General features: G+C 60.0%; 27 protein-coding genes and 1 pseudogene. 13 read left to right on the forward strand and 15 right to left on the reverse strand.

Annotated elements, in window-relative coordinates; translation table 11 throughout:
* Positions 1-133 precede the first annotated feature (133 nt).
* The 5 genes from ACYZT8_RS28990 to dadA form a co-directional block, all read right to left on the reverse strand.
* Positions 134-547 carry a c-type cytochrome gene (locus ACYZT8_RS28990; protein WP_461977825.1) on the reverse strand — a complete coding sequence of 138 codons (414 nt, stop codon included), beginning with the start codon at positions 545-547 and terminating at the stop codon, positions 134-136.
* 181 nt (positions 548-728) lie between these two features.
* Complete coding sequence (locus ACYZT8_RS28995; RefSeq protein ID WP_008150195.1) at positions 729-1,277, reverse strand: cupin domain-containing protein; 549 nt, start codon at positions 1,275-1,277, stop codon at positions 729-731.
* A 126-nt stretch (positions 1,278-1,403) separates the two neighbouring features.
* On the reverse strand, positions 1,404-2,477 hold the full coding sequence (alr, locus tag ACYZT8_RS29000; protein ID WP_461977827.1) for an alanine racemase: 1,074 nt from the start codon (positions 2,475-2,477) through the stop codon (positions 1,404-1,406).
* 96 nt (positions 2,478-2,573) lie between these two features.
* Positions 2,574-2,927, reverse strand: a complete 354-nt coding sequence (locus tag ACYZT8_RS29005; protein WP_109626698.1) for a RidA family protein — start codon at positions 2,925-2,927, stop codon at positions 2,574-2,576.
* Entirely contained in the window at positions 2,899-4,203 is a 1,305-nt protein-coding gene (gene dadA / locus ACYZT8_RS29010; protein WP_461977829.1) for a D-amino acid dehydrogenase, read from the reverse strand. Before dadA ends, ACYZT8_RS29005 begins: the two co-directional genes overlap by 29 nt.
* Positions 4,204-4,360: 157 nt before the next feature.
* Here dadA and ACYZT8_RS29015 point away from each other — a divergent pair, with 157 nt between their 5' ends.
* Positions 4,361-4,849 (forward strand): Lrp/AsnC ligand binding domain-containing protein, encoded by a 489-nt coding sequence (locus ACYZT8_RS29015; protein WP_010465173.1) that lies wholly within the window; start codon positions 4,361-4,363, stop codon positions 4,847-4,849.
* A gap of 138 nt (positions 4,850-4,987) precedes the next feature.
* Here the strand turns inward: ACYZT8_RS29015 and ACYZT8_RS29020 are convergent, their stop codons facing one another.
* Entirely contained in the window at positions 4,988-5,341 is a 354-nt protein-coding gene (locus ACYZT8_RS29020; protein WP_007947437.1) for a YkgJ family cysteine cluster protein, read from the reverse strand.
* Between the two features lie 147 nt (positions 5,342-5,488).
* Here ACYZT8_RS29020 and ACYZT8_RS29025 point away from each other — a divergent pair, with 147 nt between their 5' ends.
* The gene (locus ACYZT8_RS29025) at positions 5,489-6,781 is read left to right on the forward strand and encodes an NAD(P)/FAD-dependent oxidoreductase (protein WP_461977831.1); all 1,293 of its coding nucleotides are present in this window, start codon (positions 5,489-5,491) and stop codon (positions 6,779-6,781) included.
* A 127-nt stretch (positions 6,782-6,908) separates the two neighbouring features.
* Here the strand turns inward: ACYZT8_RS29025 and ACYZT8_RS29030 are convergent, their stop codons facing one another.
* Positions 6,909-7,154: a DUF1127 domain-containing protein gene (locus ACYZT8_RS29030; RefSeq protein ID WP_461977833.1), complete on the reverse strand. Its 246-nt coding sequence runs from the start codon at positions 7,152-7,154 to the stop codon at positions 6,909-6,911.
* A 179-nt stretch (positions 7,155-7,333) separates the two neighbouring features.
* Between ACYZT8_RS29030 and ACYZT8_RS29035 the strand changes: the two genes are divergently transcribed.
* Together ACYZT8_RS29035 and ACYZT8_RS29040 are read left to right on the forward strand one after the other, a co-directional pair.
* Positions 7,334-8,767, forward strand: coding sequence for an aminotransferase-like domain-containing protein (locus ACYZT8_RS29035; RefSeq protein ID WP_461977835.1), 1,434 nt, complete (start codon positions 7,334-7,336; stop codon positions 8,765-8,767).
* Positions 8,768-8,827: 60 nt separating this feature from the next.
* A complete protein-coding gene (locus ACYZT8_RS29040; RefSeq protein WP_461977837.1) occupies positions 8,828-10,396 on the forward strand; it encodes a phospholipase D family protein in 1,569 nt (522 codons plus the stop codon).
* Positions 10,397-10,560: 164 nt separating this feature from the next.
* Here the strand turns inward: ACYZT8_RS29040 and ACYZT8_RS29045 are convergent, their stop codons facing one another.
* Both ACYZT8_RS29045 and ACYZT8_RS29050 read right to left on the reverse strand, forming a co-directional pair.
* Positions 10,561-11,706, reverse strand: coding sequence for an MFS transporter (locus tag ACYZT8_RS29045; RefSeq protein ID WP_461977839.1), 1,146 nt, complete (start codon positions 11,704-11,706; stop codon positions 10,561-10,563).
* 155 nt (positions 11,707-11,861) lie between these two features.
* A complete protein-coding gene (locus tag ACYZT8_RS29050) occupies positions 11,862-13,355 on the reverse strand; it encodes an aldehyde dehydrogenase (RefSeq protein ID WP_461977841.1) in 1,494 nt (497 codons plus the stop codon).
* A 237-nt stretch (positions 13,356-13,592) separates the two neighbouring features.
* On the opposite strand from ACYZT8_RS29050, the gene ACYZT8_RS29055 reads away from it, so the two are divergent.
* A complete protein-coding gene (locus ACYZT8_RS29055; RefSeq protein ID WP_131060694.1) occupies positions 13,593-13,955 on the forward strand; it encodes a cupin domain-containing protein in 363 nt (120 codons plus the stop codon).
* Positions 13,956-14,142: 187 nt separating this feature from the next.
* Here ACYZT8_RS29055 and rpmG read toward each other — a convergent pair whose 3' ends face one another.
* Positions 14,143-14,298 carry a 50S ribosomal protein L33 gene (gene rpmG / locus ACYZT8_RS29060; protein ID WP_007894709.1) on the reverse strand — a complete coding sequence of 52 codons (156 nt, stop codon included), beginning with the start codon at positions 14,296-14,298 and terminating at the stop codon, positions 14,143-14,145.
* Positions 14,299-14,309: 11 nt separating this feature from the next.
* Positions 14,310-14,543, reverse strand: a complete 234-nt coding sequence (gene rpmB / locus ACYZT8_RS29065; RefSeq protein ID WP_007894701.1) for a 50S ribosomal protein L28 — start codon at positions 14,541-14,543, stop codon at positions 14,310-14,312.
* A gap of 444 nt (positions 14,544-14,987) precedes the next feature.
* Here rpmB and ACYZT8_RS29070 point away from each other — a divergent pair, with 444 nt between their 5' ends.
* Positions 14,988-16,574: an ABC transporter substrate-binding protein gene (locus tag ACYZT8_RS29070; protein ID WP_461977843.1), complete on the forward strand. Its 1,587-nt coding sequence runs from the start codon at positions 14,988-14,990 to the stop codon at positions 16,572-16,574.
* Between the two features lie 135 nt (positions 16,575-16,709).
* Here the strand turns inward: ACYZT8_RS29070 and radC are convergent, their stop codons facing one another.
* Positions 16,710-17,384 (reverse strand): RadC family protein, encoded by a 675-nt coding sequence (gene radC, locus ACYZT8_RS29075; protein WP_461977845.1) that lies wholly within the window; start codon positions 17,382-17,384, stop codon positions 16,710-16,712.
* Between the two features lie 137 nt (positions 17,385-17,521).
* Between radC and coaBC the strand changes: the two genes are divergently transcribed.
* The 4 genes and pseudogenes from coaBC to argB all read left to right on the forward strand — a co-directional run bounded on the left by coaBC (position 17,522) and on the right by argB (position 21,900).
* Positions 17,522-18,730, forward strand: coding sequence for a bifunctional phosphopantothenoylcysteine decarboxylase/phosphopantothenate--cysteine ligase CoaBC (coaBC, locus tag ACYZT8_RS29080; protein ID WP_077748581.1), 1,209 nt, complete (start codon positions 17,522-17,524; stop codon positions 18,728-18,730).
* Positions 18,731-18,735: 5 nt separating this feature from the next.
* Positions 18,736-19,191, forward strand: a complete 456-nt coding sequence (gene dut / locus ACYZT8_RS29085; protein WP_010465200.1) for a dUTP diphosphatase — start codon at positions 18,736-18,738, stop codon at positions 19,189-19,191.
* Positions 19,192-19,551: 360 nt separating this feature from the next.
* Positions 19,552-20,955 (forward strand): annotated as a pseudogene (locus ACYZT8_RS29090) (phosphomannomutase/phosphoglucomutase); the annotation flags it as partial.
* Between the two features lie 39 nt (positions 20,956-20,994).
* Positions 20,995-21,900 carry an acetylglutamate kinase gene (gene argB, locus ACYZT8_RS29095; RefSeq protein WP_045059191.1) on the forward strand — a complete coding sequence of 302 codons (906 nt, stop codon included), beginning with the start codon at positions 20,995-20,997 and terminating at the stop codon, positions 21,898-21,900.
* A 168-nt stretch (positions 21,901-22,068) separates the two neighbouring features.
* Here argB and pyrE read toward each other — a convergent pair whose 3' ends face one another.
* On the reverse strand, positions 22,069-22,713 hold the full coding sequence (gene pyrE, locus ACYZT8_RS29100; protein ID WP_461977848.1) for an orotate phosphoribosyltransferase: 645 nt from the start codon (positions 22,711-22,713) through the stop codon (positions 22,069-22,071).
* A gap of 82 nt (positions 22,714-22,795) precedes the next feature.
* Between pyrE and ACYZT8_RS29105 the strand changes: the two genes are divergently transcribed.
* Complete coding sequence (locus tag ACYZT8_RS29105) at positions 22,796-23,575, forward strand: exodeoxyribonuclease III (RefSeq protein WP_007934608.1); 780 nt, start codon at positions 22,796-22,798, stop codon at positions 23,573-23,575.
* A gap of 171 nt (positions 23,576-23,746) precedes the next feature.
* Here the strand turns inward: ACYZT8_RS29105 and ACYZT8_RS29110 are convergent, their stop codons facing one another.
* Positions 23,747-24,115: a DUF4870 domain-containing protein gene (locus ACYZT8_RS29110; RefSeq protein WP_461977850.1), complete on the reverse strand. Its 369-nt coding sequence runs from the start codon at positions 24,113-24,115 to the stop codon at positions 23,747-23,749.
* A 27-nt stretch (positions 24,116-24,142) separates the two neighbouring features.
* The gene (rph, locus tag ACYZT8_RS29115; RefSeq protein WP_010465211.1) at positions 24,143-24,865 is read right to left on the reverse strand and encodes a ribonuclease PH; all 723 of its coding nucleotides are present in this window, start codon (positions 24,863-24,865) and stop codon (positions 24,143-24,145) included.
* A gap of 280 nt (positions 24,866-25,145) precedes the next feature.
* Here rph and ACYZT8_RS29120 point away from each other — a divergent pair, with 280 nt between their 5' ends.
* Together ACYZT8_RS29120 and gmk are read left to right on the forward strand one after the other, a co-directional pair.
* Positions 25,146-26,009 (forward strand): YicC/YloC family endoribonuclease, encoded by an 864-nt coding sequence (locus ACYZT8_RS29120; protein WP_008150145.1) that lies wholly within the window; start codon positions 25,146-25,148, stop codon positions 26,007-26,009.
* A gap of 12 nt (positions 26,010-26,021) precedes the next feature.
* Positions 26,022-26,642 carry a guanylate kinase gene (gmk, locus tag ACYZT8_RS29125; protein WP_461977852.1) on the forward strand — a complete coding sequence of 207 codons (621 nt, stop codon included), beginning with the start codon at positions 26,022-26,024 and terminating at the stop codon, positions 26,640-26,642.
* The last annotated feature ends 72 nt before the right edge of the window (positions 26,643-26,714 follow it).

Below are 26,714 nucleotides of genomic sequence, written 5' to 3' on the forward strand. Positions count from 1 at the left end.
ATCCTCCCTTACATTCCGTGAATTGGGGTTGGACCGAGCTTGCCGGGCCTTTGCTGCAAAGAATAGTCCCCGAACACAAATCGCAGGCACAAAAAAGCCGCTCGTGAGCGGCTTTTTCGCTGGAGATGAACGCTTATTTCAAGCCAGACATCTTCTGGATGGCGCCTTTGAGATCAGCGTCTGTGCAATCGGCACAGGTGCCTTTCGGTGGCATGGCGTTGATACCGGAGATCGCCTTGGCGAGCAGACCGTCAACACCCCCTTCCTTCTTGGAGCGCTCGCCCCAAGCAGCGGCATCACCGACTTTCGGCGCGCCCAACAGGCCGGTACCGTGGCAAGCGTTGCAATGTTTCGTAATCACTGAGTCAGGAGTTTTGGCATCACCGCCGCCCGCCGAAGCAGCGACTTCCATCCCCTTGCACTCTTTGCCCATCACACAGACCTGGCCGACTGGCTCAAGGCGCTTGGCAATATCGTCGTTCGTCGCAGCTTGAGCGCTGACAGCCCATAGGGCCAATACGGTTGCTGGTGCAGCCAGCATTTTCATAATTAGGTTCACGCGTTCACCCTCAATGGTGGCTAGTCACGCCCACGGCCACGGTTCGCAGGCGGGCGCAAGTATAACGGTAAGCCCGCCGCACTGAAACAACCCCAAAGTCGAAGGGGTCTTATGCGTGGCGGAAAAACAACTTGGGCACCTCCGCAATGCTGGCGGGACGCCTCTTTTCTTAGAAATTCGCTGGAGTAGCTGCGCTGATTAGTCGCGCCGGCGCATCGAACGGATTACGGAAACGGTGTGGCTTGGTACTTTCAAAGTAGTAGCTGTCGCCGGCTTCGAGCACAAAAGTTTCGAGTCCGACCACCAGTTCCAGTCGGCCTTCCAGCAAAATGCCGGTTTCCTCGCCCTCATGGGTGAGCATCTCGTCACCGGTGTCGGCGCCAGGCGGGTAGATTTCATTGAGGAACGCGATAGCCCGGCTCGGGTGCGCCCGACCAACCAGCTTCATAGTCACTGCGCCATCGGAAATATCGATCAGCTCGTTGGCTTTGTAGACGATCTGCGTCGGTTTTTCCTGCAGGATTTCTTCGGAAAAGAACTCGACCATGGACATGGGAATCCCGCCCAAAACCTTGCGCAGCGAACTGATCGAGGGACTGACGCTGTTCTTCTCGATCATGGAAATGGTGCTGTTGGTGACGCCCGCGCGTTTGGCGAGCTCACGCTGCGAAAGACCTTTGAGCTTTCGGATGGATTGCAGTCGTTCACCGACGTCCAAGCTTGCGCCTCCAAGATTCAGGTAGTAGAAATATTGAGCGTTATCATGGCGACAGCGTTCAGTATTTACAACACTTTGGCCTGAATCCTGTTCAGCCAGTTGACTTGCGGTACGGACCGCTGACCGCTAACCCTCGGAATAGAGCTTTGGCACGCGGCGCAAGTTGCAGAAGATCTGATAAGGAATTGTGTCAGCGGCTGCAGCCACCTCGCTGGCGAGGATGTTTTTGCCCCACAACTCCACGGTCGAACCCAGGCCGGCTTGCGGCACATCGGTCAGATCGATGCAAAGCATGTCCATCGATACCCGGCCAATCAACTGGCTGCGCTGTCCGGCGACCATCACCGGTGTGCCGGTGGGTGCATGACGCGGGTAACCATCTGCATACCCCATGGCCACCACGCCAACGCGCATTGGCTTGGGGGTGATGAATTTGGCGCCGTAACCAATCGGCTCGCCGGCCGGCAGTTCACGTACGCAAATCACTTTCGATTCCAGGGTCATCACCGGTTGCAGACGAGAGGCCACGGCGTTGGCTTCTTCAAACGGCGTGGCGCCGTAGAGCATGATGCCCGGGCGCACCCAGTCACTCGGAATCTGCGGCCAACCGAGCACCGCCGGCGAGTTACGCAGGCTGACCTCCGCGGACAACCCCTGGCGCGCCGCTTCAAACACCGCAACCTGTTCGGCGCTGGCCTGCTCGTGCAGCTCATCGGCGCGGGCGAAGTGGCTCATCAAGACAATCTTCGCCACCTTGCCGCTGGCCAGCAGCCGTTGATAACCCGCCTGAAAATCCTTTGGATGCAAGCCAACCCGGTGCATGCCCGAATCGAGTTTGAGCCAGACCGTGATCGGCTTGCTCAACGAGGCGTTTTCGATGGCTTCGAGCTGCCACAACGAATGCACCACGCACCAGAAATCATGCTCGACGATCAGCGACAGTTCATCGGCTTCGAAAAAACCTTCCAGCAACAACACCGGTGCCCGAATGCCCGCGGCGCGCAGCTCCAACGCTTCTTCGATACAGGCCACGGCAAACCCGTCCGCGTCGGCTTCCAGCGCCTGGGCGCAACGCACCGCGCCATGGCCGTAGGCATCAGCCTTGATAACGGCGAGGGCCTTGGCCCCGGTGAGTTCACGGGCGATCTGGAAGTTGTGGCGCAGGGCTTGAAGGTCGATCAGGGCACGGGCTGGACGCATGGCGGCAGGCTTCTAGGCGGTCATGGGAATAAAAACCGGCGCTGGCTGACGGCGTGAACCGCCAACAGCACCGGGAGAGGGATCTTTCTGACAGGCTTACGGCAGAGCGGCTACAACCGACAGCTCAACCAGGATTTCCGGTTCGCACAGCTTCGACTCAACCGTCGCGCGGGCCGGAGCGACGCCTTTTGGCAGCCACTTGTCCCATACCGCGTTCATGCCTTCGAAATGCGCATCGATGTCTTTCAGGTAAATCGTCACCGACAGCAAACGGCTTTTGTCGGTACCTGCCAGATCGAGCAAACGCTCGATGTTGGCCAGGGTTTCACGGGTCTGCTGTTCAATCCCGGCACTCATGTCGTCGCCGACTTGCCCTGCCAGATAAACGGTGCCGCTGTGGACAACGATCTGGCTCATGCGCTCATTGGTGAGCTGGCGCTGGATTGACATGTTTTGCGGACTCCTGAAGTTTGGTGCCGTAACGGGAAATATCGAGGCCTTCGGCGCTGATCTGCGGCGTTTTCTTCGCTATCAAGTCAGCCAGCAAACGGCCGGAGCCGCACGCCATGGTCCAGCCGAGTGTACCGTGGCCGGTGTTCAGGAACAGGTTGCTGAACGGCGTGGCGCCAACGATTGGCGTGCCGTCCGGGGTGGTCGGACGCAGACCGGTCCAGAAACTCGCCTGGGCCAGATCGCCGCCCTGAGGATAAAGGTCGTTGACGATCATCTCCAGGGTTTCGCGCCGACGCGGGTTCAGCGACAGGTCAAAACCGGCTATTTCAGCCATGCCGCCGACGCGGATACGGTTGTCGAAACGGGTGATCGCGACCTTGTAGGTCTCGTCGAGAATGGTCGACGTCGGGGCCATCGCCGGGTTGGTGATCGGCACGGTCAAGGAGTATCCCTTGAGCGGATACACCGGGGCCTTGATGCCCAGCGGCTTGAGCAGTTGCGGCGAGTAGCTGCCGAGTGCCAACACATAGCGGTCAGCGGTTTCCAGTTTGCCGTCGATCCACACACCGTTGATACGATCACCGGCGTAGTCGAGCTTCTGAATGTCCTGACCGAAGCGGAATTCCACGCCCAGTTTCACGGCCATTTCGGCCAGTCGAACGGTGAACATCTGGCAGTCGCCGGTCTGGTCGTTCGGCAGGCGCAGGGCACCGGCGAGGATATCGGTCACGCTGGCCAGGGCCGGCTCAACGCGGGCAATGCCGGCGCGGTCGAGCAGTTCGAACGGCACGCCGGACTCTTTCAGTACGGCAATGTCTTTCGCCGCACCATCGAGCTGAGCCTGGGTGCGGAACAGTTGGGTCGTACCGAGGCTACGGCCTTCGTAGGCAATGCCGGTTTCGGCGCGCAATTCGTCGAGGCAGTCGCGGCTGTACTCGGACAGACGGACCATGCGCTCTTTGTTCACGGCGTAACGGCTGGCGGTGCAGTTGCGCAGCATCTGCGCCATCCACAGGTATTGGTCGATGTCGGCGGTGGCCTTGATCGCCAGCGGTGCGTGGCGCTGCAACAGCCACTTGATGGCCTTGAGCGGCACGCCCGGCGCGGCCCACGGCGAGGCATATCCCGGCGATACCTGCCCGGCGTTGGCGAAACTGGTCTCCATGGCAGCGGCCGGCTGACGGTCTACCACCACCACTTCGAACCCGGCACGCGCCAGATAATAAGCACTGGTGGTACCGATGACGCCGCTACCCAAGACCATAACGCGCATTTTCATATCCCTCATCGCGGCTCGCCGCTGACGTTCGTAGTTGTAGAGCATTGATGTGCGCAGTGTAAAAAAGATTAGGCAGTGCATTTCACTATATAACTGCCTATATTTGGCGAGAATTCTCGGCAAAAACCCTTTTCACGGAGGCGCATCCCCTATGCGTACCAACACTCAAACCAAACGTGAGCTGGACAAGATCGACCGCAACATCTTGCGGATCCTGCAAGCGGATGGGCGCATCTCCTTCACCGAGCTGGGGGAAAAGGTCGGACTCTCGACCACGCCATGTACGGAGCGGGTCCGGCGGCTGGAGCGCGAAGGGATCATCATGGGCTACAACGCCCGGCTCAACCCGCAGCACCTCAAGGGAAGTCTCCTGGTGTTCGTCGAGATCAGCCTCGACTACAAATCCGGCGATACTTTCGAAGAGTTCCGACGTGCAGTGCTGAAACTTCCGCATGTGCTGGAATGCCATTTGGTGTCAGGGGATTTCGACTACCTGGTGAAGGCGCGGATCTCCGAGATGGCTTCGTATCGCAAATTGCTGGGCGACATCCTGCTCAAGCTGCCGCATGTGCGCGAATCCAAGAGTTATATCGTGATGGAAGAGGTGAAAGAGAGCTTGTGCCTGCCGATTCCGGATTGAGGTTTTTGCGGTGCCTGATCGGGCCCCATCGCGGGCAAGCCCGCTCCCACAAGGATTTGTGGCGTACACAAATGGTGTGAACACCTCTGAAACCTGTGGGAGCGGGCTTGCCCGCGATGGGCGCGACTCGGTCTCGACTTAGACGAGGACTTGTCGGGTCGACGCCATGTACTCATGAATCTGCTTCTCCACCCGCGGATGAATCAGCTCCACCGGCCCCCGCCCATTCGGGCACGGCAAAGTCTTGGTGGTGCCAAACAATCGGCAAATCAGCGGCCGCTCGTCATACACCGTGCAACCGTTCGGCCCCAGGTGCACGCAGTTGAGTTCATCCATCGCCGCATCCTGCTCGGCGCGGGTCTTGCGCGGCAGGCGGGACATTTCTTCCGGTGAGGTGGTCACCGGTCCACAGCAGTCATGGCAGCCGGGCACGCACTCGAACGAGGGAATCTGCTGACGCAGCGTGCGAATTTTCTGACTGTTGCAGCTCATCGAAGCGGTGACCAAAAGCGGGACAGACCGGGAGTCTGACGCAAAAACCCCGATCCAGACAGCATCAACCGACCAATGTTGCCCGCGCCGGAAGGTCCGGCTTATGCTCCGTCAAATTTTCCAGACACACGAATCAGGGACGCTCACATGAATGCCCGTGCTCAGCACACCGCCTCCTACTACGCCGCCAGCAGCCTGCCGCAGCCCGATCATCCGGTGCTGCAAGGCGACCTGGTGGCGGACGTGTGCGTGGTCGGTGGCGGGTTTTCCGGGCTGAACACGGCGCTCGAACTGGCCGAACGTGGTTTCAGCGTGGTGCTGCTGGAAGCGCACAAGATCGGCTGGGGCGCCAGCGGACGTAATGGCGGGCAGTTGATTCGTGGTGTTGGTCACGGCCTCGATCAGTTCACCCACGTGATCGGTGCGGACGGCGTGCGCCAGATGAAACTCATGGGCCTGGAAGCAGTGGAAATCGTCCGCCAGCGCGTCGAGCGTTTTCAGATCCCTTGCGACCTGACGTGGGGTTACTGCGATCTGGCGAACAAGCCCCGCGACCTCGAAGGGTTCGCTGAAGACGCCGAAGAGCTTCGCAGCCTCGGCTACCGCTACGAAACCCGGCTGCTGCAAGCCAACGAAATGCATATGGTTGTGGGTTCCGACCGCTACGTCGGCGGCCTGATCGACATGGGCTCGGGCCATCTTCACCCGCTTAACCTGGCGCTGGGCGAAGCCGCCGCCGCGCAGCAACTGGGCGCGAAGCTGTTCGAACAATCGGCGGTAACCCGCATCGACTACGGCCCCGAAGTCACCGTCCATACCGCCCAGGGCTCGGTTCGCGCCAAGACACTGGTGCTGGGCTGCAACGCCTACCTCAACGAACTTAATCCCGAGCTCAGCGGCAAAGTGCTGCCCGCCGGCAGCTACATCATTGCCACCGAGCCATTGAGTGAAGATCTGGCGCACTCACTTCTGCCGCAAAACATGGCGGTTTGCGATCAACGGGTGGCCCTGGACTACTACCGACTCTCGGCGGATCGACGCTTGCTGTTCGGCGGTGCCTGCCACTATTCAGGCCACGATCCGAAGGACATCGGCGCGTACATGCGGCCGAAGATGCTGGAAGTCTTCCCGCAGTTGGGCGGGGTGAAGATCGACTATCAATGGGGCGGGATGATCGGCATCGGCGCCAACCGCCTGCCGCAGATCGGCCGGCTCAAGGACCAGCCGAATGTGTATTACGCCCAGGCGTATTCCGGGCATGGGGTGAATGCCACGCATTTGGCGGGCAAGCTACTGGCCGAGGCGATCAGTGGGCAGCAGGGTGGCGGGTTTGATCTGTTTGCCAAGGTGCCGCATATCACCTTCCCGGGTGGCAAGCATTTGCGCTCGCCGTTGTTGGCGTTGGGGATGTTGTGGCATCGGCTGAAAGAGTTGGTCTGAGGAATTTGATCGTTCCCACGCTCCGCGTGGGAATGCATCCAGTGACGCTCTGCGTCACAGCGGACGCAGAGCGTCCGGGGCGGCATTCCCACGCAGAGCGTGGGAACGATCAAGGAGTGCACAAAACTTAGATCCGCCAGAAAGGCTTGAGCCCCTCCTCTCGCGCCTGCTCCCGACTCAGCCCGACATCCCTGAGCTGCTCCGGCGTGAGCTCCAGCAACGCCTTGCGCGTGTGCAGACGATGCCAGAACAGGCCCCAGCGACTCAGGCCGGACGGCGCGTTGCGCATGACCGCCTCGCGTGCCCCGTTGATTTGCCTTGCCGCCAGTTCCTGACTGTGGATCGTCAGCCGCACATCGCTCAAGCCGTTCATTTTGATTGCTCCTGTTTACTTGGGTAGCCAGAGCTTTCATGATGCGCGGACGGCAAAAAGCATTACAGATCCAACAAACCTGTATTAACTCCATACAGATTTACCGACTTAGCGTCTGAATCCTATATTTTCGCCCGATCTGTATTGGTTAACCGAATCACCCACACCGAGACTGCGCCATGACCCTTTACGTCAATCTCGCCGAATTGCTCGGCACGCGTATCGAACAGGGCTTCTATCGCCCCGGTGACCGGCTGCCCTCGGTGCGGGCGTTGAGTGTCGAGCACGGGGTCAGCCTGAGCACGGTGCAGCAGGCCTATCGCGTGCTGGAAGACAGTGGGCTGGCGACACCCAAACCCAAGTCCGGCTACTTCGTACCGGTGGGTCGCGAACTGCCGGAGCTGCCGGCCATTGGCCGCCCGGCCCAGCGCCCGGTGGATATTTCGCAGTGGGACCAGGTGCTGGAATTGATCCGCGCCGTCCCCCGCAAGGACGTCGTGCAACTGGGCCGCGGCATGCCGGACATCACCACGCCGACCATGAAACCGCTGCTGCGCAACCTGGCGCGAATCAGCCGTCGGCAGGACATGCCCGGCCTGTATTACGACAACATCTACGGCACCCTCGAACTGCGCGAACAGATCGCCCGCCTGATGCTTGATTCCGGTTGCCAATTGACTGCCCACGACCTGGTGGTGACCACCGGTTGCCACGAAGCGCTGTCCACCAGCATTCGCGCCATCTGCGAGCCGGGGGATATTGTGGCGGTGGATTCGCCGAGCTTTCACGGCGCCATGCAGACGCTCAAGGGCCTGGGCATGAAAGCCCTGGAAATCCCCACCGACCCGCTCACCGGGATCAGCCTCGATGCACTTGAACTGGCCCTGGAGCAATGGCCGATCAAGGCCATACAGTTGACGCCCAACTGCAACAATCCGCTGGGCTACATCATGCCGGAATCGCGCAAACGCGCGTTGCTGTTGCTCGCACAGCGTTTCGACGTAGCGATTGTCGAAGACGATGTGTATGGAGAACTTTCATACAGCTACCCGCGCCCACGTACGATCAAATCCTTCGACGAAGACGGCCGCGTCCTGCTCTGCAGCTCATTTTCCAAGACCCTGGCGCCGGGTCTGCGCATCGGCTGGGTCGCGCCGGGACGCTATCTGGAACGGGTGCTGCACATGAAATACATCAGCACCGGTTCCACCGCGCCACAACCGCAGATTGCGATTGCCGAATTCCTCAAGGCCGGGCATTTCGAACCGCATTTGCGGCGGATGCGCACGCAATACCAGCGCAATCGCGACATGATGATCGACTGGGTCACTCGCTACTTCCCCGCCGGCACCCGCGCCAGTCGCCCCCAAGGCAGCTTCATGTTGTGGGTTGAACTGCCGGAAGGCTTCGACACCCTGAAACTGAACCGAGCCCTGCACGATCAAGGCGTACAGATTGCCGTCGGCAGTATCTTTTCCGCCTCGGGCAAGCACCGCAACTGCCTGCGGATGAACTACGCTGCCAAGCCAACACCGCTGATCGAAGAGGCCGTGCGCAAGGTCGGCGCCGCGGCGATCAAACTGCTGGCGGAAACGGATCGCATCACCGACTGACCTTTCTCAGGAAACAGGCGTCCATATGCCGATATTTGCCGCCAATCGGAACGATCCCACGTGAGAGTCAGACAGCCACTGCTCGCTCTTCTGCTACTCGCCTCGTTCCTGGGCGGTTGCGCCAGCTTCGACGTTCAACGCGAACCGAGCCAGGCCTTGCCCGCCAGCGATTCGGCATTCGGTCGCTCAATTCAGGCCCAGGCTGCGCCCTATGAGGGCAAGTCCGGCTTCCGTTTGCTGTCCAATAGCAGTGAAGCCTTTATGGCCCGTGCCGAGCTGATCCGCAACGCCCAAAGCAGCCTCGACTTGCAGTACTACATCGTGCATGACGGCATCAGCACGCGGATGTTGGTGGACGAGTTGCTCAAGGCGGCGGACCGCGGCGTGCGGGTGAGAATCCTGCTCGATGACACCACCAGCGACGGCCTGGACTGGATCATCGCGACCCTCGCCGCGCACCCGCAAATCCAGATCCGCCTGTTCAACCCGCTGCACCTCGGGCGCAGCACCGGCGTGACGCGCACCATGGGCCGGTTGTTCAACCTGTCGCTGCAACACCGGCGCATGCACAACAAATTGTGGCTGGCGGACAACAGCGCGGCCATCGTCGGCGGCCGCAACCTGGGAGACGAATACTTCGATGTCGAGCCCAACCTGAATTTCACCGACATCGACATGCTCGGCGTCGGGCCGGTGGCCGAGCAACTTGGCCACAGCTTCGACCAGTACTGGAACAGCGCACTGAGCAAACCGATCGACGAATTCCTGTCGAGCAAACCAACGCAAAAAGACCTGCAAAATACCCGCACGCGCCTGGAAGAATCGCTGGAAGAGACCCGCAAGCAGAATCACGCGCTGTATCAGCAGCTGATGACTTACACCACGCATCCGCGGATGGACATCTGGCGCCGGGAGCTGATCTGGGCGTGGAACCAGGCGTTGTGGGATGCACCGAGCAAGGTGTTGTCAGACGGCGAGCCTGACCCGCATTTACTGCTGACCACGCAACTGGCACCCGAACTCAGGGGGGTCAGCAAAGAGCTGATCATGATCTCTGCGTACTTCGTGCCTGGGCAACCGGGGCTGGTTTACCTCACTGGCCGGGCTGACGCCGGGGTCTCCGTCAGCCTGCTGACCAACTCGCTGGAAGCCACGGACGTGCCGGCAGTCCACGGCGGTTATGCGCCTTATCGCCGAGCGCTGCTGGAACATGGCGTGAAGCTGTACGAATTGCGCCGCCAGCCCGGCGAAGGTGGCGGCAGCGGGCCGCATATTTTCTACAGCAAGTCTTTCCGTGGCTCCGATTCCAGCCTGCACAGCAAGGCGATGATCTTCGACCAGCAGAAATCCTTCATCGGCTCATTCAACTTCGACCCGCGCTCGGTGCTGTGGAACACCGAGGTCGGGGTGTTGGTGGACAGCCCTGAGCTCGCCGTTTATGTGCGCAAAGCGGCCATGGAGGGTATGGCGCCGCCGCTGAGTTATCAGGTGAAACTTGAGAACGACCGGATCGTCTGGGAGACGGAGGACGACGGCAAGATGCACGTGCTGATCAAGGAACCAGGCAGTCTGTGGCGCCGCTTAAATTCCTGGTTCAGCACGGCGGTCGGCCTGGAGCGGATGTTGTAGTCGGGAGTCGCGATCAATTGTGGCGAGGGAGCTTGCTCCCGTTGGGCTGCGAAGCAGCCCTGGATCATCCGCCTCTGTTCAAACAGGCGGAACGCGAACTCCGATTTGCGACTGCTGCGCAGTCGAGCGGGAGCAAGCTCCCTCGCCACAGGTTTGTGCAAAGTTCAGGCAGGCTCGGCAACCGTGCCAAACGCCCCCTGGCGCCTCAGCAAAATCACCAACCCGAACGCTCCCGCCGCCATCAACAACGGCAAGGCGTGCCCGCTGATCCACTGGCTGCCGGCACCGGCGGCCAACGGTCCGACCAGGCAACCAATCCCCCACAACTGCGCAATATGCGCATTGGCTCGCACCAGCGCATCGTCGCGATACCGTTCGCCGATCAGGATCAGCGACAAGGTGAACAATCCCCCGGCGCTGGCGCCAAACAGCACCCACAACGGCCAGATCAGCAGCGTGTCGATCAGCAACGGGATCGCCAGGCTCGAGAGCATCAGCACCACCGCGCAACCGGTGAACAGCGTGCGTCGCGACAGGCGATCCGCCAGTGCGCCAATCGGCAGTTGCAGCAGGGCATCACCCACCACCACGGTGCTGACCATCGCCAAAGCGATTTCTGTGGTGAAGCCCTGACGCAGGCAATAAACCGGCAACAAGGTCAGGATCATCGCTTCGAACGCGGCGAACAGCGCCACCCCCCAGGCAATCGCCGGCAGGCCTCGGCAGAAGCCCCACAAGTCGCTGAAGGTCACGCTGCAGGCTTCGCTGGTGGGCGCGCCGCTGCGGCCCAGCAGCAGGAACGGCGCTGCCGTGAGCAAACCGACGCCGACCCAGAATCCGTAATCGTGTTCGGTACCCAGAATGCCCAGCAGCAACGGCCCGGCCAGCTGACTCAGCGCATAGCTGCTGCCATACAACGCCACCAATCGCCCGCGCCATTGTTCGACCACCAATTGGTTAATCCAGCTTTCGCCGAGGATGAAAACCAGGGTCAGGATCACGCCGATCATCAGCCGTAGCACCAGCCAGATCGGGTAACTCGGCAACAGCGCCAGCAAGCCGATGGACACCGCCCCGGCCCACAGGCACAGGCGCATCAGATTGGCCGTGCCAAGCCGTGAGGCCAGATGGCTGGAGATCTTCGCCCCCAGCAGCACACCAATGGCCGGCATCGCGGCCATTACGCCGATAGCGAACGAGCCGTAGCCCCAGCTTTCCAGGCGAAACGACACCAGCGGCATGCTGACACCCAGGGCCAGGCCGACACTCAAGACAGACGCCAACACGGCGAAATAAGTCGCCCACCGCATGTTCCACGCTCCTGTGGATATTTTTTGGCAACACACAAAACAATGTGGGAGCGAGCCTGCTCGCGATGACGGAACAACATTCAACATTGATGTCGACTGTCACACCGCTATCGCGAGCAAGCCCGCTCCCACAGGGGATCTTCGTTGCGTGTTGCTTACAACTTGATCCAGGTCGCCTTCAGCTCGGTGTACTTGTCGAACGCGTGCAGCGACTTGTCGCGGCCGTTACCCGACTGCTTGAAACCACCGAACGGAGCAGTCATGTCGCCGCCGTCGTACTGGTTGATCCACACGCTACCGGCGCGCAACGCTTTGGCGGTCAGGTGAGCCTTGGAGATGTCCTTGGTCCACACCGCAGCGGCGAGGCCGTAAGGTGTGTCGTTGGCAATCGCAACAGCTTCTTCGGCGGTGTCGAAAGCGATCACCGACAACACCGGGCCAAAGATTTCTTCCTGAGCGATTTTCATCGCGTTGGTCACGCCGTCGAAAATCGTTGGTTCAACGTAAGTACCACCGCTTTCCTGAAGCGTGCGCTTGCCGCCAGCCACCAGTTTGGCGCCGTCGGCGTGGCCGGATTCGATGTAGGACAGCACGGTGTTCATCTGCTGGGTATCCACCAGCGCGCCGACGTTGGTCGCCGGGTCCAGCGGGTTACCCGGTTTCCAGGTTTTCAGCGCTTCGATCACCAGCGGCAGGAAGGTGTCCTTGATCGAACGCTCGACCAGCAGACGCGAACCGGCGGTGCAGACTTCGCCCTGGTTGAAGGCGATGGCACCGGCCGCCGCTTCGGCTGCGGCTTGCAAGTCCGGGGCATCGGCGAACACGATGTTCGGGCTCTTGCCGCCGGCTTCCAGCCAGACGCGCTTCATGTTCGATTCGCCGGAGTAGATCAGCAGTTGCTTGGCGATCTTGGTCGAACCGGTGAACACCAGCGTGTCGACGTCGTTGTGCAGGGCCAAGGCCTTGCCGACGGTGTGACCGTAGCCGGGCAGCACGTTGAGCACGCCTTTCGGGATACCGGCTTCCACGGCCAGCGCAGCGATGCGAATCGCCGTCAGCGGCGATTTTTCCGACGGCTTGAGGATCACCGAGTTACCGGTGGACAGCGCCGGGCCAAGTTTCCAGCAGGCCATCATCAACGGGAAGTTCCACGGCACGATCGCGCCGACGACGCCGACCGGCTCGCGGGTCACCAGACCCAGCTGGTCATGGGGAGTCGCGGCGACTTCGTCGTAAATCTTGTCGATGGCTTCACCGCTCCAGCTCAGGGCTTGTGCCGCGCCGGGAACGTCGATGTACAGGGAATCGCTGATCGGCTTGCCCATGTCCAGGGTTTCAAGCAGGGCCAGCTCTTCGGCGTGCTGTTTCAGCAGGCCGGCGAAACGGATCATGGTGGCTTTGCGTTTGGTCGGCGCCAGGCGCGACCAGACACCGGAATTGAAGGTGGTGCGAGCGTTTTCAACGGCACGTTGGGCGTCGGCGGCGTCACAGCTGGCAATCTTGCCCAGCAGACGGCCATCGACCGGGCTGATGCACTCGAAGGTCTCGCTGGAGACGGCATCGGTGTATTCGCCATTGATGTAGGCGCGGCCTTCGATCTTCAGATCGCGAGCCCGTTGTTCCCAATCGGCACGAGTCAGGGTGGTCATTCGAGTGTCCTCCTCTTATTGAATACGAGCGGCCCGCGGTCTTCGCGGGTGCTGTCAGGAATTCTGCCCAGCCAGCCTGATTTTCGGCCCAAGGCAACCGCCACCCTAAACCAGCGGCAGGTGAAGTTTCAATATATTTGACATAAGGCCGGCAAACGGCCTTGCGATGTTCATTTTAATAAACATAGACTTTGGGTCTTTTCAGCCATCGCGCCGCAATCACGGGGAATTACAACAATGAATATCCAGGATGTCGTCGACTTCAGCCAGGCCACAACCCAACCCGAACGCTACCGGCCCGACCCGGCAAAAGTCCTCAAGGGCGACCCCGAGCAGTCGGTCTACAACCATTACAACAGCCCTTGCGGCCAGTTGAATGCGGGCGTGTGGGAAGGCGCAGTCGGCCAGTGGCATGTGAACTTCACCGAGCACGAGTACTGCGAAATCGTCCAGGGTGTTTCAGTGCTGCGCGATAACGACGGCAACAGCAAAACCGTGCGTGCGGGGGATCGTTTCGTGATCCCGGCCGGGTTCCGGGGTACTTGGGAAGTGCTGGAAACGTGCCGCAAGATCTACGTGGCGTTTGAACAAAAAGCCTGAGGATTTTTGTTAGCTGGGCCGGCCTCTTCGCGGGCAAGCCACGCTCCCACAGGTTTTGTGATCACCACAGATCCCTGTGGGAGCGGGCTTGCCCGCGATGAGGCCCTGACAGACACCATAAAAGTCAGGCAACAAAAAAGGCCCGTATCTCGCGATACGGGCCTTTTTCGTAAGAGGGAAAAATCAATTACTTGATTTTGCCTTCCTTGTAGATCACGTGCTTGCGAACAACCGGATCAAATTTCTTGATCTCGATTTTGTCCGGGGTAGTACGCTTGTTCTTGTCGGTAGTGTAGAAGTGACCAGTACCGGCGCTCGAAATCAAACGAATCAATTCACGCATGATTAGCTCCCTTAGATCTTGCCGGCTTTGCGGATTTCGGCCAGCACGACAGTGATGCCACGCTTGTCGATGATACGCATGCCTTTGGCAGATACGCGCAGACGCACGAAACGTTTCTCTTCTTCAACCCAGAAGCGGTGATGCTGCAGGTTCGGCAGGAAACGACGACGGGTTTTGTTGTTTGCGTGGGAAATGTTATTCCCAGTCACCGGACCCTTACCGGTAACTTGACATACTCTCGACATGCCTCAGCCCTCTAAAACCACATGCCCAACCCGGCATGGGTTGGCCGCTTAATCTCTCAGTCATTTGGCGCCAGGCGCCGCGTTTCTTTAGAGGTCTTACCGGCTACACCTACAGTGAAGGAACCGGGCCCCTAGAAAAGAGCGCTGCTTTATACCAGAAAGACTGAAGAGCAACAACATTCCGTGTGCGCGGACTTGATAAATTCCCCATTTTTCCGGCGCCAGGCGCCTTGGATAAAGGCTGTCGTCGATTAAGACCGCTCGTCGCAGAGAATCGGCCAACCGGCCGAATCAGGGTTTCCTCGGCCCGCTTCACCGAAAACAAGCGCACATAGTCCCCTGAAAATGAAAAAGGGGATAGTCATTTGCAAAAGAGCCCACTAGGGTAGGCCTTTTCCAGACTGCACTTGCAGATGGGCCTTCGATCTGTAAAGGAATCCGACCATGCGCCTCGCTGCCCTACCGCTGCTGCTCGCCCCTCTTCTGCTGAGCCCATTGGCCCATGCCGCCGCCCTGAGCGTCTGCACCGAGGCAAGCCCGGAAGGGTTCGACGTGGTGCAATACAACTCGCTGACCACCACCAATGCCTCGGCCGATGTGCTGATGAACCGACTGGTGGACTTCGACACCGCCAGCGGCAAAGTGGTCGCGAGCCTCGCGGACAGCTGGGAAGTCACGCCCGATGGCCTGACGTATGTGTTCAAACTGCATCCGCAGGTGAAATTCCACCGTACCGAATACTTCAGCCCGACGCGCGACCTGACCGCCGAAGACGTCAAATTCAGCTTCGACCGTATGCTCGATCCGGCAAACCCTTGGCACAAAGTTGCCCAGAGCGGTTTCCCGCACGCCCAGTCGATGCAGTTGCCCGCACTGATCAAGAAGATCGACGCACTGGACCCGCTGACCGTACGCTTCACCCTCGATCACCCGGACTCAACCTTTCTCGCGACCCTGAGCATGGGCTTCGCCTCGATCTACTCCGCCGAATACGCCGACAAACTGCTGAAGGCCGGCACACCCGAGAAGCTCAACAGCCAACCGATCGGCAGCGGCCCATTCGTTTTCACGCGCTTCCAGAAAGATGCCTCGATTCGCTACAAAGCCAATCCGGACTACTTCCGAGGCAAGCCTTCGGTGGACCCGCTGATCTTTGCCATCACACCGGATGCCAACGTGCGGTTGCAGAAACTGCGCCGCAACGAGTGCCAGATCGCCCTGTCGCCCAAACCGTTGGACGTACAGGCCGCGCTGAAAGAACCGACCCTGAAAGTCGAAAAGACTGACGCCTTCATGACCGCGTTCGTCGGCATCAACAGCCAGCATCCACCGCTGGATAAACCTGAAGTGCGCCAGGCGATCAACCTCGCGTTCGACAAGGCCAACTACGTCAAAGCCGTGTTCGAAGACACCGCCGAGCCCGCCAACGGCCCTTACCCGCCCAATACCTGGAGCTACGCCAAAGGCTTGCCGGGCTATCCGCATGACATTGAAAAGGCCAAGGCATTGATGGCCAAGGCCGGGCTGAAGGATGGCTTCCAGACCACCATCTGGACCCGCCCTTCCGGCAGCCTGCTGAACCCGAACCCGAGTCTCAGCGCGCAAATGCTGCAATCCGACCTCGCAGAAATCGGCATCCAGGCCGAAATCCGCGTGATCGAATGGGGCGAGCTGATTCGCCGCGCCAAGGCCGGTGAACATGATTTGCTGTTCATGGGCTGGGCCGGCGACAACGGCGACCCGGACAACTTCCTCACGCCGCAGTTTTCCTGCGCCGCGGTCAAGTCCGGCACCAACTTCGCCCGTTACTGCAACCAGGACCTGGACAAGCTGATCAGCGCCGGCAAGACCACCGGCGAGCAAGGTGTGCGCACCAAGCTCTACGAACAGGCACAGGCGCAGATCCAGCAACAGGCGTTGTGGCTGCCGCTGGCCCACCCAACCGCCTTCGCGCTGACGCGCAAAGATGTAGAGGGTTACTCGGTCAGCCCATTCGGTCGCCAGGACTACTCCAAGGTCAACCTCAAGTAATCCGCAACGACACACTTCCCTGTGGGAGCGGGCTTGCCCGCGATTAGGCCAGCACATTCAACAAAGATGCTGAATGTGCTGACGCCATCGCGGGCAAGCCCGCTCCCACAGGGTCACCGCTTAGCCTTCCCTCGCTTACATCCACCCATACTCAGCCATCGACAGCGGATCGCCGTCCCCGATGATGAAGTGGTCCAGTACCCGCACATCAACCAGATCCAGCGCCTCTTGCAGGCGCTTGGTCAGCAGCCGATCGGCCTGACTGGGATCGGGATTGCCCGACGGATGGTTATGACAGAGGATCAATGCGGCGGCGTTGTGGGCCAATGCGCGCTTCACCACCTGTCGCGGATACACGCTGGTGTTGTCGATGGAGCCGCGAAACAGCACCTCGAACGCCAGCACCCGGTGTTTGGAATCCAGAAACAGGCAGCCGAAGACCTCATGCGGCTCATGGCGCAGCATCGACTTGAGGTAGTCACGCACCGCCAGTGGGCTCTCCATCACCGAATCACGCCGTAACCGTTCTGCCAGATGCCTCCGGGCCATTTCCAGCACCGCCTGCAACTGCGCAAACTTTGCCGGCCCAAGCCCGAGCTCACCGCTGAAGGTCCGAAGGTCGGCCTCGAGCAACGTGCGCAGGCTGCCGAATTGCTGCAGCAGGTGGCGCGCCAAATCCACCGCGCTTTTGCCGGACACACCGGTTCGTAGAAAGATGGCCAGTAACTCGGCGTCCGAAAGACTCGCCGATCCCTGCTCCAGTAACTTCTCCCGCGGTCGCTCCGCCGCCGGCCAATCGCGAATGCTCATAGCACCTCCATGTGTGTTTGGGCGCCGCTGTTCCATAGCGGTCGCTGTGATATCGTAGCCCATCTTTTTTGCGAGCGATTTCACTCCTGGGGAGGGGGTATCGCCACGCAGTCATCAACGAAATGAAAGGCAGACCTATGCAGCGGCTGTATCGGAAACGCATCGTTCTGGGCGTCGGCGGCGGTATTGCTGCCTACAAGAGCGCCGACCTGGTTCGCCGCCTGATCGATCAAGGCGCCGAAGTGCGCGTGGTCATGACCCGTGGCGGCAGCGAGTTCATCACCCCGCTGACCATGCAGGCCCTGTCCGGCCACCCGGTTCATCTGGACCTGCTGGACCCGGCGGCTGAAGCCGCGATGGGCCACATCGAGCTGGCCAAATGGGCCGACATGGTGCTGATCGCCCCCGCCACTGCGGACCTGATCGCCCGCCTGGCCCAAGGCATTGCCGACGACCTGCTGACCACACTGGTGCTGGCCACCGATGCGGTGGTCGCCGTTGCCCCGGCGATGAACCAGGCCATGTGGCGCGACCCGGCGACCCAGGCCAACCTGCAAACCCTCGAGAGCCGCGACATCAAGGCGTTCGGCCCGGCCTCCGGCAGCCAGGCCTGCGGTGACGTCGGCCTGGGCCGCATGCTCGAAGCCGTCGAACTCGCCCAGTGCGCGGCGGACTGCTTCAAACGTCAGGCATTGACCGGCAAACACGTGCTGATCACCGCCGGCCCGACCCAGGAAAACATCGACCCGGTGCGCTACATCACCAACCACAGCTCCGGGAAAATGGGCTTCGCGTTGGCCGAAGCCGCAGTGGAAGCTGGTGCCCGCGTGACGCTGATCACCGGCCCGGTGCACCTGCCGACCCCGGATCGTGTAACCCGTATCGACGTAGTCAGCGCTCGCGACATGCTCGCTGCCTGCGAAGCCGCAATCCCCTGCGACCTGTTTATCGCCTCGGCAGCGGTCGCGGATTACCGCCCGGAAGTCGTCGCCCCACAGAAACTCAAGAAAGACCCTACGAACGGCGACGGCTTGTTGCTACAGATGGTGCGTAACCCGGACATCCTGGCCACCATCGCCACGCGCCCCGACCGGCCATTCAGTGTCGGTTTCGCCGCCGAAACCGAACACCTGCTCGATTACGCTGCCCGCAAGTTGAAAGACAAGAACCTCGATTTGATCGTCGCCAACGACGTCGCCAACCCGAGCATTGGCTTCAACAGCGAAGAAAACGCCTGCAGCGTGATCGACCGTGAGCTGCACGCCACACTTTTCGCCCAGACCAGCAAGAGCAAAATCGCTCGCCAGCTGATCACTTTTATCGCCGAACGTCTGAACCAGGTTTAATTTACATGCACGCTTTGCAAGCCAAGATCCTCGACCCCCGCATCGGTACCGAATTCCCGCTGCCGCAGTACGCCACCCCGGGCTCCGCTGGCCTCGACCTGCGCGCCATGCTGGAAAAAGACACCGTGATCAAGCCGGGCGAAACCCTGCTGATCCCGACCGGCCTGTCCGTCTACATCGGCGATCCGGGCCTGGCGGCGCTGATTCTGCCGCGCTCCGGCCTGGGCCATAAACACGGCATCGTGCTGGGCAATCTGGTCGGTTTGATCGACTCCGATTACCAGGGTCCGCTGATGGTTTCGTGCTGGAACCGTGGCCAGACCGACTTCAACATGGTGGTGGGTGAGCGTCTGGCTCAACTGGTCCTGGTGCCGGTGGTTCAAGCGCACTTCGAGATGGTCGAAGAGTTCGTTGAAACCGAGCGCGGTGCCGGTGGTTTCGGGCATTCCGGCAGCCATTGATCGGATAGATGACAACCCTAAGGTGAGGGGGCTTGTGTGGCGAGGGAGCTTGCTCCCGCTTGAGTGCGTAGCACTCACAAAAATCGGTAATGACTTACAGGTTTTTGGGGCCGCTTCGCAGCCCAGCGGGAGCAAGCTCCCTCGCCACAGGTACGGAGCCTGCTGAAATTTGCACAACACTCAGCTGGAAGCTTTACCGCCGAAAATCAAGGCATTGACCGGTCATTACCTCGCAAACGCAGGTGGCATGGCCTTTACACACCACGAACTCTCAGTGGAAAACGCCGTCATACCCTTCAGTTTGTGCCTGCCGACGAGTTCTTCGCAGACAGATCCAGCCACCTTCGAGATGGAGCATTTCCAGTAATGAGCAGCCCAGCCCAAGTCGCACCCAAGTTCCCCGACAGCATCTTCCGCGCCTATGACATTCGCGGCACCGTCCCGGAATTCCTGAACGCTGAGACCGCTTATTGGCTCGGTCGCGCCATCGGTGCCCAGAGCCTGGCCCAAGACGAGCCGAACGTTTCCGTTGGCCGCGACGGTCGACTCTCCGGCCCGGAACTGGTCGAGCAATTGATCAAGGGCCTGGCCGACAGCGGCTGCCACGTCAGCGATGTTGGCCTGGTGCCAACACCGGCGCTGTACTACGCCGCTAACGTACTGGCCGGCAAATCCGGGGTCATGCTGACCGGCAGCCACAACCCGTCGAATTACAACGGCTTCAAAATCGTGATCGCTGGCGACACCCTGGCCAACGAACAGATCCAGGCCCTGCACGAACGCCTCAAGACCAACAACCTGAGCAGCGGCAAGGGCAGCGTCACCCAGGTCGAGATCCTCGACCGCTACAACACCGAAATCGTCCAGGACATCAAACTGGCTCGCCGCCTGAAAGTGGTGGTCGACTGCGGTAACGGCGCCGCCGGCGTGATCGCCCCACAACTGATCGAAGCCCTGAACTGCGAAGTCATCCCGCTGTTCTGCGACGTCGACGGCAACTTCCCGAACCACCACCCGGACCCGGGCAAGCCAGAAAACCTTGTCGACCTGATCGCCAAGGTCAAGGAAACCAACGCCGACATCGGCCTGGCCTTCGATGGCGATGGCGACCGCGTCGGCGTGGTGACCAACACCGGCAGCATCGTCTATCCGGACCGCCTGCTGATGCTGTTCGCCCGTGACGTACTGGCGCGCAACGCTGACGCGGAAATCATCTTCGACGTCAAATGCACTCGCCGCCTGACGCCTTTGATCAAGGAATACGGTGGTCGCCCGCTAATGTGGAAGACCGGTCACTCGTTGATCAAAAAGAAAATGAAACAAACCGGCGCCCTGTTGGCCGGCGAAATGAGCGGGCACATCTTCTTCAAGGAGCGCTGGTTCGGTTTTGACGATGGCATTTACAGCGCTGCGCGTCTGCTGGAGATCCTCAGCAAGGAAAAATCTACCGCGGAAGAGCTGTTTGCGACCTTCCCAAACGATATTTCTACGCCGGAAATCAATATCCATGTGACCGAAGAGAGCAAATTCAGCATCATTGATGCACTGCACGACGCGAAGTGGGGCGAAGGCGCCGACCTGACCACCATTGACGGCGTGCGAGTCGACTACGCCAAAGGCTGGGGCCTGGTGCGCGCGTCCAACACCACACCGGTGCTGGTGCTGCGCTTCGAGGCTGATGACGAGGCGGAATTGCAGCGCATCAAGGACGTGTTCAAAGTCCAGTTGAAGCGTGTTGCACCTGATCTCCAACTACCGTTTTGATTTATTGAAGCGCCTTTTATCGAAGTGCCGGAGCCCTGAATGACCCTCGAACGCGAAGCCGCCGCCAACACCGCCAAGGTCCTGTCCGAAGCGTTGCCTTACATTCGCCGCTATGTCGGCAAGACGCTGGTGATCAAATACGGCGGCAACGCGATGGAAAGCGAGGAGCTGAAAACCGGCTTCGCCCGCGACATCGTGCTGATGAAAGCTGTCGGCATCAACCCGGTGGTGGTTCACGGCGGCGGCCCGCAAATCGGCGACCTGCTCAAGCGTCTGTCGATCGAAAGCCACTTCATCGATGGCATGCGCGTGACTGACGCGCAAACCATGGACGTGGTGGAAATGGTCCTCGGCGGCCAGGTCAACAAGGACATCGTCAACCTGATCAACCGTCATGGCGGCAGCGCCATCGGCCTGACCGGTAAAGATGCCGAGCTGATTCGTGCGAAGAAACTCACCGTGACCCGTCAGACGCCGGAGATGACCCAACCGGAAATCATCGACATCGGCCAGGTGGGCGAAGTGGTCGGCATCAACACCGACCTGCTGAACCTGCTGGTCAAAGGCGATTTCATTCCGGTGATCGCGCCAATCGGCGTTGGCGCCAACGGCGAGTCGTACAACATCAACGCTGACCTGGTGGCCGGTAAAGTGGCCGAAGCACTGAAAGCTGAAAAGCTGATGCTGCTGACCAACATCGCCGGCCTGATGGACAAGTCGGGGACGGTCCTGACCGGCCTGACTACCCAACAAGTCGACGAGCTGATCGCTGACGGCACCATCTACGGCGGCATGCTGCCGAAGATTCGTTGCGCGCTGGAAGCAGTGCAGGGCGGCGTGGGCAGTTCGTTGATCATTGATGGTCGGGTTCCGAATGCGATTCTGCTGGAAATCTTCACCGATACCGGCGTGGGTACTTTGATCAGTAATCGCAAGCGTCCTTAAGCGATAGCGCATACAAAAAGACCCCGCTCAGCCAGGCCGAGCGGGGTCTTTTTGTATCCAACGATCCTGTGGGAGCGGGCTTGCTCGCGAAAGCGGTGTATCAGTCAACGAAGATGTTGAATGGGACTGCCTCTTCGCGAGCAAGCCCGCTCCCACAGGAGATTACGGTTAAACGCCGAATTGGGCGCGGTAGGCTTCAACGGCTGGCAAATGCTGCTTGAGCTGCGGATCATCCGCCAGGAATTCCAGCACCTGGTTCAGCGAAACAATGCTGATCACCGGGATACCGAAATCACGCTCTACTTCCTGGATCGCCGACAACTCGCCGTTGCCACGCTCCTGACGGTTCAGGGCGATCAGCACGCCTGCTGCCTTGGCGCCGTCCTGGGAAGCGATGATCTGCATCACTTCGCGAATGGCGGTGCCAGCGGTGATCACGTCGTCGATGATCAGCACTTCGCCGGTCAACGGTGCGCCGACCAGACTGCCGCCTTCGCCGTGGGCCTTGGCCTCTTTACGGTTGAAGCACCATGGCAGGTCACGGTCGTGATGTTCGGCCAGGGCCACAGCGGTGGTCGCCGCCAACGGGATGCCTTTGTAGGCTGGGCCAAACAAAACGTCGAACGAAATACCGCTCTCGGCGATGGCCGCTGCGTAGAAACGACCCAGTTGCGCCAGGGCTGAACCCGAGTTGAACAGGCCCGCATTGAAGAAGTAAGGACTGGTGCGCCCGGACTTCAGGGTGAACTCGCCGAAGCGCAAAACGCCGCGATCAATGGCAAAACGAATGAAATCGCGCTGATACGTTTGCATGAAAAAAACCCCAAATACCACGGATTTAGCTAATTAGGTTGACGCCGTGTATCATACACGCACGCGATTTTTGGGGCCATTTATGCGGATCATCAGTGTGAACGTCAATGGTATTCAGGCTGCAGTGGAGCGAGGTTTGCTCAGTTGGCTGCAAGCACAGAATGCCGACGTCATCTGCCTGCAGGACACCCGCGCCTCCGCCTTTGAACTGGACGATCCAGCCTTCCAACTGGATGGCTACTTCCTTTATGCCTGCGAAGCCGAAGTTCCCGCCCAGGGTGGCGTGGCTTTGTATTCGCGGTTGCAACCGAAGGCAGTCATCAGCGGTCTCGGCTTCGAGACGGCCGACCGCTACGGGCGTTACCTGCAAGCCGATTTCGACAAGGTCAGCATCGCGACCTTGCTGCTCCCTTCGGGGCAGAACGGCGATGAAGATTTGAACCAGAAGTTCAAGCTAATGGACGATTTCGCCCGTTATCTGGATAAACAGCGACGCAAACGTCGCGAGTACATTTATTGTGGCTCGCTGTACGTGGCGCAACAGAAGCTGGATATCAAGAACTGGCGCGACAGCCAGCAATCCCCGGGCTTCCTGGCACCTGAACGTGCCTGGATGGACGAGATTGTCGGCAACATGGGCTATGTTGATGCCCTGCGTGAAGTCAGCCGCGAAGGCGACCAGTACAGCTGGTGGCCGGACAACGAACAGGCGGAAATGCTCAACCTCGGTTGGCGCTTCGACTACCAGTTGCTGACCCCTGGCCTGCGCCGTTTTGTTCGCAGCGCACGCCTGCCACGCCAGCCACGGTTCTCGCAACACGCACCGCTGATCGTGGACTACGACTGGACGCTGACCATCTAAGCGTTTTTTCGCAGACGCAAAAAAGCCGACATCGTTGTCGGCTTTTTTGTGCGCGCTGATTTTGCTTTCTGTAGGAGCTGGCTTGCTAGCGATGGAGTGTCAGTTCACGCATGAGTAGCTGACACTCCATCGCCAGCAAGCCGGCTCCTGCACCAAAAACTGCGCTGATCGTTATTTGATCAACCGCCAGGTGAACGGATACCGGTAAGGCACCCCTTCATTGGCCTTGACACCGCCGATGATCGTCAACACCAACGCACCAATCGCCACCAGCCCGAACATGAAGAACCCGATGATCACCACCATCAGCAAGAAGCAGATGGCAGAAGCAATAGCGACGGTGATCTGAAAGTTCAGCGCCTCCTTGCCCTGCGCATCGACAAACGGGTCCATCTCGCGCTTCATCTGCCAGAGAATCAGCGGGCCGATCAGCGTACCGAACGGAATCCAGATCCCCAGCAAGGCGGACAAGTGACAAAACATTGCCCACTGCCGAACTTCTTTGCTCGGGATGGGAAGTAGCTGCTGCTCGTCACTCATGGTGTCCTCCTTGCGTGGAACATCCGATCAGTCGGCCAGTGCGGCCTTTTGCAGTTCGAAGATCTCGGTCATGCCCTTCTTCGCCAGTTCCAGCATAGCGTTCAGCTCTTCCGGCTGGAACGGTGCGCCTTCGGCAGTGCCTTGAACTTCGATAAAGCCGCCAGTGCTGGTCATCACGACGTTCAGGTCAGTCTCGGCAGCCGAATCTTCCAGGTAGTCGAGGTCAAGCACAGGCTCGCCCTGGTACATGCCCACCGAAACGGCAGCGATCATTTGCTTCAACGGGTCGCCGCCTTTCAGGCCGCCGCGCTTCTTGATCACTTTCAACGCGTCGACCAGTGCAACCATGGCGCCGGTAATAGACGCGGTGCGGGTGCCACCGTCAGCCTGGATCACGTCGCAGTCGACGTACAGGGTGACGTCGCCCAGCTTGGACATGTCCAGCGAAGCACGCAGGGAACGACCGATCAGACGCTGGATTTCCAGGGTGCGGCCGCCTTGCTTGCCACGGCTCGCTTCACGCTGGTTACGCTCGCCAGTCGCGCGCGGCAGCATGCCGTATTCGGCGGTCAACCAGCCTTGGCCCTGACCCTTGAGGAAACGCGGCACGCCGTTCTCGACGCTGACGGTGCAGATGACTTTGGTATCACCGAACTCGACCAGTACAGATCCCTCGGCGTGTTTGGTGTAGTTGCGGGTAATGCGGATCGAGCGGAGCTGATCGGCAGCGCGACCACTTGGACGTTTCATAGGGAATACCTGTACGGGGGACGGAAAACTGCCGAGCATTATAGAGCCGCGCGCCAAGACTGGGCACTTCTAAAAAATCCGCCCGACGATTGAAGGCGCTGACTAGAGCTTAGAACAGCGCTTTACCGACGGCCTGCAGCCCTTTGTCACACCGTGTGTTTGGGCGCATCCGCCCCACTGCGCTACAATCCTGCGCCTTTGCTGCCTGTCGGCTTTAATTCACAGATATCGGGTCCCGCGAAACCTTTGGTAACGCAAACCTGAATTGCGAGGTACCTCCATGGTGCACAGCATGACCGCCTTCGCCCGCGTTGAAAAAGCCGGCGCCCAAGGCACCCTGAGCTGGGAATTGCGCTCGGTCAACAGCCGCTACCTGGAACCCCATCTGCGCCTGCCGGAGTCGTTTCGCGACCTCGAAGGTGCGGTCCGCGAAGCGCTGCGTCAGGGGATCTCCCGGGGCAAGCTCGAATGCACCCTGCGCTTCACCGAAGAAAACACCGACAAACCCCTGCAAGTGGACCGCGAGCGCGCCGCGCAATTGGTCGCTGCCGCTGAGACCATCGCCGGCCTGATCAAAAACCCGGCCGCACTCAACCCACTGGAAGTCCTGGCCTGGCCCGGCGTGCTGGTGGGCGACGCCACTGACCCGCAAGCCCTGAATGCCGAGGCACTGGCGCTGTTCAATGAAGGCCTGAAAGAACTCAAGGCCGGCCGCGAGCGTGAAGGCGCGGAGCTGGCCCGATTGATCAATGATCGCCTGACCTCCATTGAAGAAGACGTGGTGACCCTGCGTGAACTGGTCCCGCAGATGCTTGCGACCCAGCGCCAGAAAGTCCTCGACCGCTTTGCCGACATGAAAGCCGAGATGGACCCGCAGCGCCTGGAACAGGAAATGGTCATGCTCGCTCAGAAGAGCGACGTCGCCGAAGAACTGGATCGCCTGAGCACTCACATCATTGAAGTTCGCCGGGTGCTCAAATCCGGCGGCGCTGCCGGTCGGCGCCTGGACTTCCTGATGCAGGAGCTCAACCGCGAAGCCAACACACTGGGCTCCAAAGCCTTCGACCCGCGCAGCACCCAGGCGGCGGTCAACCTCAAAGTGTTGATCGAGCAGATGCGCGAACAAGTGCAGAATATTGAGTAAGGCAAACCCGACATGACCCACAGTACCGGCACCCTGTACATCATTTCCGCCCCTTCGGGCGCGGGCAAGAGCAGCCTGGTCAAGGCCCTGACCGACGCTGATCAGGAGATCCGCGTCTCGGTCTCCCACACCACCCGCGCCATGCGCCCCGGTGAGGTGAACGGCGTGAACTACAACTTCGTGTCGCGCGAAGAGTTCGTAAAGATGATCGAGCACGGGGATTTCCTTGAGCGCGCCGAAGTGTTCGGCAACCTCTACGGCACCTCGCAAAGCCATTTGCAGCAGACCCTGGATGAAGGCCACGACCTGATTCTGGAAATCGACTGGCAAGGTGCCGAGCAAGTGCGCAAGTTGATGCCGCAAGCCCGATCGATCTTCATTCTGCCGCCGTCCCTGCAAGCCTTGCATCAGCGCCTGAACAATCGCGGCCAGGACAGCGACGAAGTCATTGAAGGCCGGATGCGCGAAGCCGTCAGCGAAATGAGCCACTACGTCGACTATGACTACCTGATCATCAACGACGATTTCGCCCACGCCCTGAAGGATTTGCAGGCGATTTTCCGTGCCAATCAGCTGCATCAGAAGCGTCAGCAGCAGCGTAACGGAAAACTTTTGGCTGAATTGCTCGGCTAATCAGCACTTCCCAAAACCGTTGCAAGGGCTTTACATTGGCACTTGCAGCGCGTTGAAGGGCTTGGTCAAAAA

This window comes from Pseudomonas sp. LB3P93, from assembly GCF_054898025.1.